The sequence below is a fragment of the Mycobacterium kubicae genome, assembly GCF_015689175.1.
Classification (GTDB): domain Bacteria; phylum Actinomycetota; class Actinomycetes; order Mycobacteriales; family Mycobacteriaceae; genus Mycobacterium; species Mycobacterium kubicae.
In genome coordinates, this window is record NZ_CP065047.1 from 5,706,261 (window position 1) to 5,721,528 (window position 15,268).

The 15,268-nt window shown below is 65.3% G+C and carries 13 protein-coding genes; 6 read left to right on the plus strand and 7 right to left on the minus strand.

What is annotated here, in order from left to right:
• Positions 1–65 precede the first annotated feature (65 nt).
• Positions 66–1,055 (plus strand): NAD-dependent epimerase/dehydratase family protein, encoded by a 990-nt coding sequence (locus I2456_RS26775; protein ID WP_068034565.1) that lies wholly within the window; start codon positions 66–68, stop codon positions 1,053–1,055.
• Here the strand turns inward: I2456_RS26775 and I2456_RS26780 are convergent.
• Both I2456_RS26780 and ligD read right to left on the minus strand, forming a co-directional pair.
• Complete coding sequence (locus I2456_RS26780) at positions 1,044–4,217, minus strand: ATP-binding protein (RefSeq protein ID WP_085075475.1); 3,174 nt, start codon at positions 4,215–4,217, stop codon at positions 1,044–1,046. The two genes, I2456_RS26775 and I2456_RS26780, sit on opposite strands and share 12 nt — an antisense overlap.
• A gap of 76 nt (positions 4,218–4,293) precedes the next feature.
• Positions 4,294–5,328 carry a non-homologous end-joining DNA ligase gene (gene ligD, locus I2456_RS26785; protein WP_068034288.1) on the minus strand — a complete coding sequence of 345 codons (1,035 nt, stop codon included), beginning with the start codon at positions 5,326–5,328 and terminating at the stop codon, positions 4,294–4,296.
• Positions 5,329–5,366: 38 nt separating this feature from the next.
• Between ligD and I2456_RS26790 the strand changes: the two genes are divergently transcribed.
• The 3 genes from I2456_RS26790 to I2456_RS26800 all read left to right on the plus strand — a co-directional run bounded on the left by I2456_RS26790 (position 5,367) and on the right by I2456_RS26800 (position 7,611).
• Positions 5,367–6,437 (plus strand): ATP-dependent DNA ligase, encoded by a 1,071-nt coding sequence (locus I2456_RS26790; protein ID WP_085075476.1) that lies wholly within the window; start codon positions 5,367–5,369, stop codon positions 6,435–6,437.
• A 10-nt stretch (positions 6,438–6,447) separates the two neighbouring features.
• Positions 6,448–7,038, plus strand: a complete 591-nt coding sequence (locus tag I2456_RS26795; RefSeq protein WP_085075477.1) for a TetR-like C-terminal domain-containing protein — start codon at positions 6,448–6,450, stop codon at positions 7,036–7,038.
• Between the two features lie 174 nt (positions 7,039–7,212).
• Positions 7,213–7,611: a hypothetical protein gene (locus tag I2456_RS26800; protein ID WP_068034284.1), complete on the plus strand. Its 399-nt coding sequence runs from the start codon at positions 7,213–7,215 to the stop codon at positions 7,609–7,611.
• A gap of 107 nt (positions 7,612–7,718) precedes the next feature.
• Here the strand turns inward: I2456_RS26800 and I2456_RS26805 are convergent, their stop codons facing one another.
• From I2456_RS26805 to I2456_RS26815, 3 genes are read right to left on the minus strand one after another with little or no spacing between them, the layout of a single operon-like run.
• Positions 7,719–8,951: a cytochrome P450 gene (locus I2456_RS26805; RefSeq protein WP_085075478.1), complete on the minus strand. Its 1,233-nt coding sequence runs from the start codon at positions 8,949–8,951 to the stop codon at positions 7,719–7,721.
• A 40-nt stretch (positions 8,952–8,991) separates the two neighbouring features.
• Positions 8,992–9,894: an SDR family oxidoreductase gene (locus I2456_RS26810; protein ID WP_085075513.1), complete on the minus strand. Its 903-nt coding sequence runs from the start codon at positions 9,892–9,894 to the stop codon at positions 8,992–8,994.
• Positions 9,887–10,684: an SDR family oxidoreductase gene (locus I2456_RS26815; protein WP_085075479.1), complete on the minus strand. Its 798-nt coding sequence runs from the start codon at positions 10,682–10,684 to the stop codon at positions 9,887–9,889. The genes I2456_RS26810 and I2456_RS26815 overlap by 8 nt, the downstream gene beginning before the upstream one ends.
• A 111-nt stretch (positions 10,685–10,795) precedes the next feature.
• Between I2456_RS26815 and I2456_RS26820 the strand changes: the two genes are divergently transcribed.
• Positions 10,796–11,644: a helix-turn-helix transcriptional regulator gene (locus tag I2456_RS26820; RefSeq protein WP_085075480.1), complete on the plus strand. Its 849-nt coding sequence runs from the start codon at positions 10,796–10,798 to the stop codon at positions 11,642–11,644.
• A 34-nt stretch (positions 11,645–11,678) separates the two neighbouring features.
• Here the strand turns inward: I2456_RS26820 and I2456_RS26825 are convergent, their stop codons facing one another.
• Both I2456_RS26825 and I2456_RS26830 read right to left on the minus strand, forming a co-directional pair.
• Positions 11,679–12,173, minus strand: a complete 495-nt coding sequence (locus I2456_RS26825) for an NUDIX hydrolase (protein WP_085075514.1) — start codon at positions 12,171–12,173, stop codon at positions 11,679–11,681.
• Positions 12,174–12,186: 13 nt separating this feature from the next.
• A complete protein-coding gene (locus tag I2456_RS26830) occupies positions 12,187–13,548 on the minus strand; it encodes a WS/DGAT/MGAT family O-acyltransferase (RefSeq protein ID WP_085075481.1) in 1,362 nt (453 codons plus the stop codon).
• Positions 13,549–13,802: 254 nt separating this feature from the next.
• On the opposite strand from I2456_RS26830, the gene I2456_RS26835 reads away from it, so the two are divergent.
• Complete coding sequence (locus I2456_RS26835) at positions 13,803–15,008, plus strand: MFS transporter (RefSeq protein WP_241007814.1); 1,206 nt, start codon at positions 13,803–13,805, stop codon at positions 15,006–15,008.
• Positions 15,009–15,268: the final 260 nt, after the last annotated feature.

Here is a 15,268-nt window from a genome sequence, read left to right on the forward strand (position 1 = left end):
TGCGATCTGGTAACCGGTGTTACCCGATCGGACTGCGCAGCAAACCCGTCGTGCACAATGCGTGCATGCGTGTTCTGGTAACCGGGGGTACAGGGTTCGTCGGCGGATGGACCGCCAAGGCCATCGCCGACGCGGGTCATGAGGTCCGCTTCCTGGTGCGAAAGCCCGAGCGCCTGCAGACATCGGTCGCCGCGCTGGGCGTGGACGTGTCCGACTATGCGGTCGGTGACATCAAGGACCGCGACTCGGTCGGCAAGGCGCTGCACGGGTGCGACGCCGTCGTCCACGCCGCAGCACTGGTGGCGACCGATCCGCGGCAGCGGGCGCAGATGTTGTCCACCAACATGGACGGCGCGCGCAATGTCCTCGGTCAGGCGGTCCAGCTTGGGCTGGATCCCGTCGTGCACGTCTCGAGTTTCTCTGCGCTTTTCGATCCGGGCCTGGAGACGCTGTCGGCGGATCTGCCGGTGGTCGGTGGGACCGACGGGTACGGCACATCCAAGGCGCAGGTCGAAATCTATGCGCGCGGTTTGCAAGACGCCGGCGCGCCGGTCAACATCACCTACCCGGGAATGGTTCTGGGCCCCCCTTGTGGCGATCAGTACGGTGAGGCCGGCGAGGGTGTCAAAGCCGCGCTGCAGATGCACGCCATCCCCGGACGCGCCGGCGCATGGTTGGTGATCGACGTCCGAGACCTGGCGGCGGTGCACGCGGCGCTGCTGGAGCCAGGGCGCGGGCCGCGCCGGTACATGGTTGGCGGGCATCGGGTTTCGGTCACCGAACTGGCCAAGCTGCTCGGCGAGGTCTCCGATACGACCATGGTCCCTCTTCCGGTTCCCGATTCCGCGCTGCGTGCGGTGGGAGCGGTGATGGACTTGGTCAATCCGTATCTGCCGTTTGACAATCCGCTCACCGCGGCGGGAATGCAGTATTACACCCAGATGCCGGCGTCCGACGATTCTCCGAGCGAGAAGGAGCTTGGCATCAACTACCGCGACGCGCGTACCACGTTGGCCGATACGGTGGCCGCGCTGCGCGAATCATCAATCGGCTGAGAGGGATTCAGGCATCGCCGCAGCCCACACCAGGTGCCCCTCATAACCCAGGGCGATGGCCATCTCGCGATAGCGATGCACCAACGTCGCGTAGTCGCTCGCCCGGCGTTGAGCCCGGGCCAGCTGTGCCCGCATCCGCAACAGCCATATGTCGCGCACTGGCAGATCGTCGTCGTGGGGTTCGCTTACGACACGGTCAATCGCTGCGACAGCTTCGGCCACGTCGCTTTCTGTGCCTCGCTCGAGCAAGCCCTCGACGAGCACCGCGGTCGCGGGGATGCCCCACGTCAGTAGCTGACCCTCGATAGCCAGCTGCTCGACGGTGGCACGCAGCAGGGCTATGGCCTCGTCCGCACGTCCGCGCCGGGCCATGTCGCGAGCGGAGTACACATTGACGATCGGTAATTCGGACAGGTTGTGGCCGTGCCGGCGGAACAGTTCACTGACCTCGGCCAGCAGCCGCTCTCCCCGGTCATGGTCTGTCTCGTGATGCACCAGCGCGACCCCCAGGGTGAGCCGGGCAAACCCCAAAGCGAAATCGTCACTGGACCTTTCGGCGATCCGCAGGGCATCTTCGATCTCTCGCACCACGTGAGCGTCGGGTCGCAACACACCCGCCGGGATCGCCGGGAAGTAGACGTACGCGACGGACCGGGCGTAGGTCAGCGGATCGGCTCGGCGAGCCATGTCCAGGCCCTGCCGCAAGTCTTCTCGCCATCCGAGTCGGCCCCGGCAGTAACACGCGATGGCCCGCGTGGTGAAAGCGATCGCCAACGGGGACCCGATGATGAAGTTGCCTTTCGCTGGGTCACCGTCCGCCAAGTCGATGACTCGCTGTGACCACTCGATCACCTGCAGCCACTCGGTACTCTCCCCTTTGACATAGATGAGCGCGAACGACAACGCGACCGTCAACGTGGGATCGCCAACCGATTCAATGAGTGCCATCGCCTCGGACGCCAACTGCGATGCCTCCCGGATGCGCGCTTGATACGCCAGGTCTATCACCAGCCCCGCCATCGCGATGGCAAGTGACGCCTTATCGCCTGCCTCGCTGCATAATTGGCGTAATTCCTCGAAGGTGGCGCTGGGGTCGGTGTGGGCGCGCCACGCGCTGCCACACAACATGGTGCGGGGCGCAATACGGAATGCCTTGCGGAGCGCATCATCGGCGGGCAGTGCATCGGCGATCCTCTGCGCCCGCTCCCAGCTCAGCCGCGCCGCGGCGATGTTGCGGTTGGTTGCCCAGGTCGCCGCGCGCATGTGCCAGCCGTACGCGTCGTGCTGGTCGCCGGCGGCTTCCAGATGTTCGGCGATCAGTGCCGCGTACTGGTCGGGCGAGTCGGGATCACGCGCTTCGATCGCAGCGGCTAATCGCCGATGCCATTGCGCGCGATCGGATTTCAGTTGCGACTCGTATGCCACGGTGCGAATCAGCGGATGCCGGAACGCGTACTCGGGGGCGTGGTATTGAACCTGGTGAATCAGTTCCGCATCGATGAGCTCGTCGATGCAGGGATCGATACCGAGGGTGACCAACAGGTCGCAGTTGAATCGGGACCCGACGACCGCCGCGGCGCTGAGGGTGCGTTTGGCTCCCGGGCTCAGCCGGTCGATGCGCGCGGCGATGGTCGACTGCAAGGTGGCCGGTACCCGGACCTCATGCGCGTCCGCATGGCACGCATAGCGTCCGCGCTCGCCCCCGAGTACACCGCGTTCGGCGAGCTCACGGGTGATCTCCTCGGCGAACAACGGGTTGCCATCGGCGCGCGAGGCAATGACTTCGCCGATCTGGCCGACGGAGGGATCGTCGCCCAACAGCTCGGCCACCAGAGCCGAAGCTTCGGTGTCCGTCAACGGTGGCAACGCGAAGGTTTGCCCACCGGCGACCAGCTGCAGGGCCCCTCGGTATTCGGGGCGGTAGGTGATCAGCACCACCGACTGGGTCTGTGGGATCACCGGCAACAGGTCGGCGATCATCGATTCGCTGGCCTCGTCAATCCAGTGCGCATCCTCGATGACGAAGATCGCTGGTTCCGTGCGGGCCAACAGGGTCGTGTTCATCAGTGCGGTGAGGCGACGGCGACGCGCGTCCGGGTCGACCTTCCCCAGCTGGATTTCGGGGTCGCTGATTCCCAGCAGATCGTCGAGCAGCAACAGGTCCTGGGGGTCACCGTCGGGAAAGCGCTCCCGTACCGCCGCGCGGGCGTCTTCGTCGTCGAGTCCGTCTGTCTGCGCCACCGCACCCAACAACCGCTTCATCACGTGATAGGAGACGTCGGTGGCATGCGATTCGCCGAAGGTGGAAAAGACCTGGAAGTTCAGGGCTTTCGCTCGTTGTACGGCCTCGCGCACCAGCCGGGTCTTGCCGATACCCGCGGGTCCGCTGATCGACACGACCGACCCGCGCCCACCGATGGCCCGATCCAGCATCGCGGTCAGCGCACTGATTTCCCACCCTCGGCCCACCAAGGTCGACTCCGACACCTTGAAACGTTCGGGCTGGGTAGCGACACTGACCAACTGCAGTGCCGAGATCGGCTCGCGGGCACCTTTGATTTGCAAGCGCTGCGGCTCGCCCAGCACCGCAACACCTTCGATCAGACGAGCGGTGGATTCGCTCACCATCACACCACCGGCCGGCGCAACCGACTCCATCCGCTGAGCCATGCCCACCTGCTCGCCGATCGCGGTGTAACCCAAAGCGCTAGAACCGATTTCACCGGCGATCACTTCTCCGGAGTTGAGTCCGACCCGCAGCATCAACGGCACGCCGTCGGCAAGGTCGGCCGCCAATCGCTTGGCCTCCTCCTGTATTCCGAGGGCGGCCAGGCTGGCGCGCAGTGCGTGATCCTCCAAAGCGGCGGGTGCGCCGAATAGCGCCATGACGCCGTCACCGGTGAATTTGTCGACGGTGCCGCCGTACCGCTGCACCACCGCGGACGAGCGCGTGACCAGTTCAGTCATGATCTCGCGCAGTCGCTCCGGGCCGACGGTCGCGGCGATGTCCATCGAATGCACCACGTCGGCGAAGAGCACCGTGACCTGCTTGTACTCGGCGCGGGTGTCCGCGGCGGCCGTCGGGGCACCGCAGCCGTGGCAGAAGCGAGCCCCCTCGAGGGGCTGGACGCCACATGCCCGGCACGCCGTTACGGCCGTCATCCGACCCTCCGTCGTCCTGGCCCCCGAGTTACGCGGTGCTCACAGAATAAGACGCTCCCGCCGGGCTGCGTAGGGGTCAACCGTGCTTGTCCTTCAGGTCCGTGTCGCGGCTGGGCTGCACCCGCTTGGGTTCTCCCGGCATCTTCGGATAGTTCGGCGGGTATGGCATGTCGCCGAGCCCACGCGCCTCGTCGGCCTCCACCATCGCCAGCAGCGGAGCAATCGATTGGGCATTGGCGTCCATCCCCGCCCACGGATCCTCGCGCCGTTGCACCAGATCCGGCACGGTGGCCATGGTGTAGTCGTCGGGGTCGGCGCCGGCCAGGTCGTCCCAGCTCAGCGGCGTTGAAACGGTCGCGATTGGGGTGCGTCGCACGGAGTACGGCGACGCCATGGTGCGGTCGCGGGCGTTCTGGTTGAAGTCGATGAAGATGCGTTCGCCCCGTTCCTCCTTCCACCAGGAGGTGGTGACCGCATCGGGCGCGCGGCGCTCCACTTCGCGGGCCAGCGCGATGCCGGCCCGGCGTACCTGGATGAAGTCCCAGTCGGTGCTGATGCGCAGGAACACGTGAACGCCTCGGCCGCCGGAGGTTTTGGCGTAACCGATCAGTCCGAGTTCGTCGAGCAGCGGGCGCAGCACATCGACGGCCACCGCTCGGGCCTGCGCGAAACCGGTGCCCGGTTGCGGGTCGAGGTCTATGCGCAGCTCGTCGGGGTGGTCGGTGTCCGGGCAGCGCACCTGCCACGGATGCAGCGTGACGGTACCCATCTGGGCGGCCCACACGACCGCCGCCGGGTGGGTCACCTTGAGCGCATCGGCCGTGCGCCCCGACGGGAACGTGACCCGACACGTCTGAAGATAGTCGGGGTGATGCTGCGGCACCCGCTTCTGGTAGATCTCCTCGCCGTCGATACCGTCGGGGAACCGCTGCAGGTGCGTGGGCCGGTTGCGCAGCGCGTCCAGCATGGGGCCCGCGGCCACGGCCCGGTAGTACTCGACCAGCCGCCCCTTGGTGCCTTCGGAGCCCAGCTGGGGGAAGTACACCTTGTCCGGATTGGTCAACCGCACCGCTATGCCGTCGACGTCGACCTCTTGCGCTGCTGCAGCCATGTCTTCGATTCCAACATGGCGCAGGCCAGAATGAAGGGATGGACTTACCCGTCATGCCGCCGGTGTCGCCGATGCTGGCCAAGTCGGTGAAGGCGATCCCCTCCGACGCGTCGTACGAACCGAAGTGGGATGGCTTCCGCTCCATCTGTTTTCGCGACGACGACGAGGTGGAGCTGGGCAGCCGCAACGAACGGCCGATGACCCGCTACTTCCCCGAACTCGTCGCGGCCGTCAAAGCGGAGTTGCCCCCGCGGTGTGTCATCGACGGTGAAATCGTCATCGCCACCGACCACGGTCTGGATTTCGAGGCCCTGCAGCAGCGCATCCACCCGGCCGACTCGCGGGTGCGGATGCTGGCCCAACAGACACCGGCGTCCTTCATCGCGTTCGACTTGCTCGCCCTCGCCGACGAGGACTACACCAAGCGTCCGTTCAGCGAGCGCCGCGCCGCGCTGGTCGAGGCGTTGGCCGATTCTGGTCCGTGGATTCACGTGACACCGGCGACCACGGACCAGGAGCTGGCTGCCCGGTGGTTCGACGATTTCGAAGGCGCCGGGCTGGACGGTGTCGTCGCCAAGCCGCTGACCGGGACCTATCAGCCCGACAAGCGGGTCATGTACAAGATCAAGCACGAGCGGACCGCGGACTGCGTGGTGGCCGGTTACCGAGTGCACAAGTCGGGCGGCGATGCGATCGGCTCGCTGCTGCTGGGGCTGTACCAGGACGACGGTCAACTGGCCTCCGTGGGAGTGATCGGCGCATTGCCGATGGGCGAACGGCGCCGGCTGTTCACCGAACTGCAGCCCCTGGTCACCACCTTCGACGGCCATCCATGGAACTGGGCCGCTCACGAAGCCGGTGAACGGACACCGCGCAAGAACGAGTTCTCGCGGTGGAACGCCGGCAAAGATCTCTCATTCGTGCCCCTGCGCCCGGAGCGGGTGGTCGAGGTCCGCTACGACCACATGGAGGGCGCGCGCTTTCGCCACACGGCCCAATTCAACCGATGGCGGCCCGACCGCGATCCGCGTTCTTGCACCTACGAGCAACTCGAACAACCTGTGACATTTAGCCTGGGCGACATAGTGCCGGGCCTGGGCACGGGGTAGGGGTGGATGCATGCGGCCGTTTCACGAACCCGACACGTCTCGCCAGTTCATTCCTGCCGACATCAAAGCCCGGGTGATGCCGGCCGTGCTCGACGAGTTGGCGCGCTGGGGCGTCGAACGGTTCAGCATCGAAGCGCTCGCCGAACGTCACCGCCTCGACGCGGCGATGATCTACCGGTACTGGGGCGATCGGCAACGCCTGATCATGGATGCCGCCCTCGATGACGCCGAGGCGATACGTGAAGCGTTGGACACCGGCTCGCTGCGGGGAGACTTGCTGGCGTTGGCCCGCCACATTGCCGCCCAGATCAACACCATGCACGGCCGCATCTTTCTGCGCGCGCTGGTGATGGACGGGCGTGGACATCACGACACCGACACCCGATTGAACTACTGGCGTGAGCGTTTCGCTGTCGTGCGCACGGTCATCGACCGGGCGCGGCAGCGGGGCGAATTGCGCGACGGGATCAACACTTTGGCGGCGGTACAGATTGTGTCGTCACCGCTCTACATTCGCGGTCTCTACGGCGACGGTCCCGTCGACGACGGTTACTGCGAAATCATTGCCGATATGGCCTGGCATGCACTGGCCCGCAAATAGGCGGCGTTGCCGAAAAGCCCTTGGCCATATGCATTCTCGTCGGTGCATCCCGGGGGCACCGCGCCGCAGCAGCGGATCGATCACCGCAGGCGCCCACCCCGCGGCTCCTACACCGGCCCCGACCCGCAGGTTGGAGTTGCCCGGACACGACCGGCTGGACGTTAGTCTGTCGGGATGCACGTAGCCGCACTGCTGGTGGCCGGATCCGCCACGATTGACGACGCCGCCATCGACGCGACCCGCATACCGACGACGAGCTATTGGGTTACCCAAGTTCCTGTTTGGTTGACCATTCCTCTGGTGCTCGTGGTGCATGCACCCGCCGGCGGCGAGTACGACGCCGAGATATTCGTCGTGTGCAAGGATCCCGGCGGCTCGGTGCGAGGCACGCTTCGTTCGGCGTGGCAATGGCCCGACGAGGACGGCCGGCCCTCGAAGTACCGGTGCTTCAACCCGCAGCTGTCGTTCGCGGTCGAGAGCACCGGTGAGTACACCATCGGCGTTTACCGCGATGCGGAAGGCGCCCTGCCGGTCGCCACACCGATTCCTTTGATGATCTCCTTCGGCGGCTAGCTTCGCCGACCCCTTTTGCCGACACCTTTTGCCGGCCCTTCTGCCGCGAGGGTGCGCAGTTGTACGGCAATTACGGCGTGTCGCTGTACAGACACGCACGCTCGCGGTCAGACGGTGACGGTCAGCGTCGACAAGCCGCGCAGTGTGACGTTCGGCTTGTACTGAGGTGCGCTGTCGAGGCGCGCCGCCGGGAAGCGCGCGGTGACCGCCGACAGCGCCACACTGGCTTCCAGCCGCGCCAGCGGCGCACCCAGGCAATAGTGCGCACCGCGCCCAAAACCCAAGTGGCGCATGGTCGGCCGGTCCGGGTCGAAGATGTCCGGGCGAGCGAATTCGGTGGGATCGCGATGCGCGGCGGCCAGCAGCAACATCATTACATCACCTTTGGCCACCTGGGTGTCACCGATCGCCAGGTCCGCATCGGCGATGCGGCCGAGCAATTGCACCGGCGGGTCATAGCGCAGCGTCTCCTCCACGACCGCGGCCGCGCGGGTGGCGTCGGCGCCCAGCGCCGCCCACTGGGGACGGTCACGCAACATCGCCAGGATGGCGTTGCCGATCAGGTTGACCGTGGTTTCGTGCCCGGCTACCAGCAACAGGACGCAGGTGGAGACTATTTCTTCTGCGGTCAGCTGATCGCCGGACTCCTCCACGGCGATCAGACCGGACATCAGGTCGTCACCGGGATGCGAGCGACGCCGCGCGATGAGGCCGTGCAGGTACTCGCGTAACCAGGCGCCCGCGTCCAACGCTTCGTTGAGGTCGTCGGCTTGCTCCCCGGAGAACGAGAAGAACGGGTCCAGCGACTGGGCCAGCAGCGCCGACGCCCAGCTGAATTGCGGCTCGTCCTCGAGCGGCACCCCCAGCAACCGGCAGATGACGGCCACCGGCAGCGGGTAGGCGAAGTCGTCGATGACGTCGAAATGGCCCGCTGCGGCGATGCGGTCGAGCAAACCGTGCACCAGGGCACGGATCTCGGGCTGCAGCGCGTTCACCACCTTCGGCGCGAAGGCCTTGCTGACCAACTTCCGCAGCCGGGTGTGATCGGGTGGGTCCAGGAACAGGAATCCCGGCGGCGTTTCCCGACGTGCTGCCGGGTCGACGTCCATCTGCTGGGCGGCGGTGGACTTCAGCTGGTCACTGCTCGACGCGGGATGCCGCAACACCTCATCGCAGTCGCGATAACTCGAGAACATGACGAAGTTGGCGCCCGGCATTTGTAACGGTCCCCGCTCGCGCACCTGAGCGCAGACCGGGTACGGATCGGGCCGGGTCGCCGGGTCGATCAACTGCAGCAACAGGGTCTGCGCTTCGGCCTGCTCCGTCGGGCTGGTGGTCATGCTGACATTGTGCCCGTCGGGCGCCGACCGGCCTGGCTGATCAGCGACTGGCTTGACCGGGCAGCAGTTCCTCGATGCCGATGCGGTGGTAGAACTCGGCTCTGATGCGGTCGTACACGGTGCACACGACTTCGCTGCCATCCCGAGTCGGGTCGACATGCGTTCGGAACGGCCGCTCACCGGCCGGCAGGCCGATGATCCGAACGATCTCAGCCGCGACCTCCGCGGCGTCGTGACCAGGTGGGAAGATGTCATCGATGCTCGCGATCACCTTGTCTTGCAGCGTGCCGTAGCGGCTGGCGTATTCATCGTTTCGAGCCCGGTCGGCAGGTGCTGCGGCGTGCGCGAAGTGGTTGGTGCCAGTGGGAAAAGCACCGGGAATGACGATGACGGTTTCGATGCCGAATTTGATCAGCTCGGCGGCGTAGCTGTCGGCGAGAGATTCCATCGCTGCCTTTGCGGCGAAGTACGGCGCGAGGAACGGCGGGTGACCGCCGCGGGTGCTGGAGCTGCCCACCCATACCAGCAAGCCGCTGCCCTGCTTGCGCAGAACGGGAAGCGCGGCGCGGTTCACCCGCTGGGTGCTGAGAACGTTGACGTCATACAGTTGCGCCAACTGTTCGGGTGTGAACGCCTCGGTAGGACCAAGACACATATGGCCGGCGTTGTGCACCACCACGTCCAAGCGGCCCTGCTCGCTCACGATGCGCGCGATCGCTTCGTCGACGCAAGCTTGGTCCTGAACATCCATCTCTATGGCGCGAACATCGACCGACTCTGTCGTTGCAAACTCGGACAGTTCGGCAACCCGATCGGCGTTGCGTCCTGCGGTGGCGCGCATTCCCGCATAGACGGTGTGTCCCGCGTGGGCGAGCGCTCGAGCGGTGAGATTGCCGAAGCCGCTCGATGCGCCCGTGATGACAATGACGTTACGGTCAGGCATGGCCGTCACTCCTGTTCGCTGACGCCGAATTGGCATGCGGGTCAGAGGAATTCAGCAATTCGATTACACGCTCGTAGTCGCCACGGCTCTCGCTGTAGCGCAGCAATTTTACGCGCTCGACCAGGATTTCGTGGGCCTCGGGCTGCGTCTCGAGTAGTGAAACGGCCTCTGCGACAAACTCGTCGAGCGGCATGGCCGAATCGTTGCTTTCCTGTCCGGGCATGAGCGCGGTGCGCACGGACGGCGGTACCAATTCGATGACCTGCACCGAGGTGTCGGCGAGTTGCAACCGAAGCGACTCGCTGAGCATGTGGATTGCGGCCTTGGACGCATTATAGCTCGGTGTGGGCCGCAACGGGGTGAAGGCCAAGCCGGATGACACGGTGATGATGGTGGCGTTTCGCTGTGCTTGCAGATGTTCGATGAACGCACCGATCAAGCGGATGGGACCCAACACATTGGTGGTGATCACCGACTCGGCGGATGACACAAAAGTATCCGGCTTGTGCCAGTCTTCGGATCGCATGACCCCAGCCATGGTGACCAGGACGTTGAGGTCTGGGTGGGTGCGGAGAACCTGCTGGGCAGCTTCGCCGATGCTGTCCGGGTCGGTGGTGTCGATGCGCACTGTGTCAATGTCTGGATGGTCGACGGCGATCCGCTCCAGCAGATCGGTGCGTCGTCCGCCGACGATGACCGTATTCCCCTTGTCCCGCAACGCCAACGCCAGCGCCAGGCCTATGCCGCTCGTCGAGCCGGGGATGAAGATGGTGTTTCCCGAAATGTCCATGTAGTCAGATTGTCCGATCGGCCAGCGGGGCTGGAAGGATCAGTTATCGGGGGATCAGCAGTCCCTGGCTTGGGCAGTGGTGCGGTGAGGTTGGCAGGCGATACTGGTGGCATGGATCGTCCAGCGCTGGCCGAGTTTCTTCGCCACCGCCGCGAAGCGTTGCGGCCCGAAGACGTCGGATTCCCTGCCGGTGCGCGGCGTCGCGCCCCCGGTTTGCGCAGGGAAGAGGTTGCGGCGCTGGCCGCCATGTCCACCGACTACTACACCCGGCTGGAGCAGCAGCGCGGCCCGCAGCCCAGTGAGCAGATGTTGGCAGCCTTGGCCCGTGCGCTGCGGCTCACCGCCGACGAGCGGGATTACCTGTTTCGGGTCGCGGGACGCAATCCGCCCGACTCGATAGCAGTCGGGTCCCATGTCGCCCCGGCGCTGCTGCGGGTGCTCGATCGGCTCAGCGACACTCCAGCCCTGATCATCTCGCCGCTCGATGTCACGTTGGTGCAAAACTCCATGGCTGCAGCGCTGTTCGGGGATGCCACGCGATACAGCGGTCTTGCCCGCAGCGGGATATACCGGTGGTTCACCGATCCGGCCGAACGGAATCGCTACCGCACCCAAGACCATGACCGGCAAAGCCGCGCACAGGTGGCGGCCTTGCGGGCTGCGTACGGATCCATGGGAGCGCACTCGCAAGCCGGCGAATTGGTGAGAGCTCTGCAAAAGTCGAGCAGCGAGTTCGTCGAGTTGTGGAACCGGCAAGAGGTCGCGAGGAGATTCGCCGACCACAAGACCCTGGTTCACCCGGAACTGGGTGAGATCGAGGTGGACTGTCAAGCGCTCCTGACCGAAGATCAATCTCAGGCCTTGCTGGTGCTGACCGCACCGCCGCGCACCGAAGCTCACGAGAAATTGCAGCTGCTCGCCGTCCTGGGGCAACAACGTATTTCTGGGGCAACTCGCTGAGCTCAGCCACGGGCAGCGGCTCGCTTGTTTCCGCCTACCGCCCAGACGGACCCTCGGTTAGGCCCGTCACTGCCGCGTCAGCCAGCAATCGGTCGAGGAAAGCGCGCTGTCCCTTCAGCAGCTTCACGCGCGCGTCCCCCACCGTGAACCAGCCAACCCGATCGACTTCCGGAAATTGGCGCGTTCTCCCCGACCCCTTCGGCCACTCCAGCTCGAAGGTGTTGCTTCTCGCATCGGTGATGTCCAGATCGGCTCGCACCGCGAAAGCGGTGACCACCTTGCCGCCCGACTGTTTGACCGCACCCAACTCGATGCGGGGGCCGTCGGGCACCGGCAGCCCGAGTTCCTCGGCGAACTCGCGTCGGGCGGCCAACCAGGCATCTTCGGCCTCGGTGTACTCCCCCTTGGGGATCGACCACGCGCCGTCGTCTTTGCGGGCCCAGAATGGGCCGCCGGGATGTGCGAGCAGAACCTCGATGACGCTGTCGCGCAACCGATACAGCAGCAGGCCCGCACTCATCCTGGGCATCAGTGTGTGCCCCTCAGACCCCGACAGCGCGCTCGAGATCGGTGAGCGCATCTTCTAGATGCGTCAGTAACCGCTGCAGGTGCGGGACGCTGCGACGGCATCCCACCAACCCGAAATCCAGGTTCCCCGCGTTGTTCACCAGGGTGATGTTCAACGCCTGGCCGTCCGGGATATTGGACAGCGGATAGCTGCCGTCGAGGCGGGCGCCTGCGTAGTACAACGGCTGCGCCGGTCCGGGCACATTGGAGATGACGATGTTGAACGGCGGCGGCACCGTGGCCAAGAAGCCCGGTACCCCCGTCAGGGTGAGCGGTGCCATGTTCAGCGCCGACCACGCCAGCACCTGCGTGCGCGGCAATTGCGACAGCACCTCCTTGTTCCCGCGCATCGACTCGCTGACGATCTGAATTCGTTGGGCAGGGTCCTCGACATGCGTGGCGAGATTGCACAAGACGCTACCCACCATGTTGCCGCCGCTGTCGGCGTCCTTCTCGGCGCGCAGGCTCACCGGCACCATTGCGATCAGCGGAGTTTCTGGGAGGGCGCTCTGCTCGATCAGGTAGGACCGCAACGCGCCGGCACACATTGCCAGGACGGCGTCGTTGACGGTCACTCCGGCGGCTTGCTTCACGCCTTTGATTCGCTCCAGCGACCAAGACTGCGCGGCACAGCGGCGCGCCCCGCCGATCTTGACGTTGAACATGGTGTGCGGCGCGACGAAAGGCAGCGTCAGTTGCTGTTCCACCAATGCGGCGCGGGCCAGTTTCAGCGTCGAAGAACCGAGTCCCGCAACAGATCCGGCCGCCTTGGCTAGTGCTGCCCACCGCGACGGTGACCCGGCGAACTGTGGGCGCGGTGGCCGCGGCAAACTCCACATCGCCCGCACCGTGGTGTCCTCCGGGTCCGGCGAAAGGGTCCGCTGCATGAGCTTCATCGCCGAGACACCGTCGATGAGGGCGTGGTGCATCTTGGTATAGATCGCGAACCGGCCGTCTTTGAGCCCCTCGACGACATGCAATTCCCACAGCGGGCGGTGCCGGTCGAGCAAGCTCGTGTGCAGCCTCGAGGTCAGTTCGAGTAGGTCGCGTACCCGTCCGGGCGACGGCAGCGCCGAGCGCCGAACGTGGTAATCGGTATCGACCTCGTCGTCGTAGGCCCACGCCAGTTGGGCGATCCCACCGCCGATGGTTGCCGGACGCCTACGGAAGGTCGGCTGAAACTCGTTGTTGGCGACCAAGCCTTTGTAGAACCGACGAACGAACTTGCGGCCGGCGCCTTTGGGCGGCTCGAACAATGACAGTCCACCAACGTGCAAGGGACGCTCGCGCGATTCGGCGAAGAGGAACATCGAGTCGGTGGGCAGCATCAGTTCCATGCGATCATTAGATCGCGACGCGGCGCCGAACGGTAGCTGCTGTTGACCCGGCTGCGCACAGTGATTGTGGCACAACATATTTCTTCGCATGGTGTGGTTGTGGTTGGACGGTTGCCGATAAGCGGAGCCGCGTCGACCTGAAAAGCTGTGCGGCGCTGCGTCAACGGTGGCCGGGCGGTGCGCTGCTCTATTGTCTGCTCGTGAAGACATTCCCCGCACAACCGAACTCCCTACCGGTCCAGCGTCGGGATCGTGTGGCACTACAGGCTGTGCACTTCTTCATCGCCGACATGCAGGCCGGTGTCGGCCCATTTCTCGGCGTGGTGCTGGCTGGCCGCGGCTGGACAACCGGGGCTATCGGGGCCCTTACGTCGCTTGGCAACGTGGCGGGGCTGCTTGCCACCGGCCCCGCGGGCGCGCTCGTAGACGTCACCACACGCAAGCGCGCGGCCGTGGTCGTCGCCGGCCTCTGCACAGTCGCCGCCTCGGCGCTGATCATCGCCTCGAACCGATTCTGGGTGGTCGCATCGGCCCAGGCTGCCAGCGCAATCGCCGGCGCGGTACTCGGCCCTGCGGTCATCGCCATCACCCTCGGAGTGGTGCGGCAATCCGGTTTCATCGCGCAGAACGGCCGCAATCAGGCTTACAACCACGCGGGCAATATGGTCGGTGCAGCCCTTTCCGGTCTGGTGGGATGGCAATTCGGGTTCGTTGCCGTGTTGGGACTTGCGGCGGCCTTTGCGGGCTTGACGATCACTGCGGTGCTGCTGATCCCGGCACGGCACATCGATCACCGCGCCGCGCGCGGGGCGATGGTAGGCGGAGATGCCGAACAGGTCACCGGCTTTCGGGTGCTGCTGGAGTCGCCGCCGCTGCGGGCGTTGGCAGCGGCCATCGTCTTGTTCCACCTCGGCAACGCCGCAATGCTGCCCCTCTATGGCCTGGCGGTGGTGGCCACCCGCGCCGACCCGTTCATCACGGTGGCCGCCACCATCGTCGTCGCCCAGGCCGTCATGATTGTCGCATCGCTGGCGGCATCGCGACTCGCGCAGAGCCGGGGCAATTGGCTTGTCATATTGATCGCGTTCATGGCGTTACCCGTGCGCGCCCTGGTGGCCGCCGGTGTCATCACCACCTGGGGCGTCATCCCGGTTCAGATCCTTGATGGAGTTGGCGCCGGCATGCTCTCGGTGGCCGTACCTGGATTGGTTGCCCGACTGCTCGATGGCACCGGACGTATCAATGTCGGTCAGGGTGCGCTGATTGCGGCCCAGGGAATAGGTGCGTCACTGAGCCCGCTGCTCGGCGGGTACATCGCCCAAGAATTGGGGTATCGCGCAGCGTTCCTGTTGTTGGGTGCCCTGTCGGTCGGGTCCCTGATCATTTGGGTTCGCTCCGCCGGCATTCTGCAAGCCGCTGATCGCCTCGCTGAACCGGGCACCGAGAGCCAAGCACTTTGATATGAGTTTGCGCTTTGAGATTCAGGGCGGCGACGAGTGTCAGCGCTGTTTGCTCAACGCTGCGGTTGCAACCACAGGATCGCCTTGCATTGGAGCAGAAGCAACCGTTCTCAATCCGCCGCCATTGCGATGCTAGTCCGATTGTGTTGGAAAAACGCTCTTTTCCTGTCGGAATGGCGAGGCGAGTAGCAGCGCGCGCCCCGCAATGATCCTTGTGACCATGATTCACAATTAGTGTGTTTAGACTAGCTTGTTAAGCG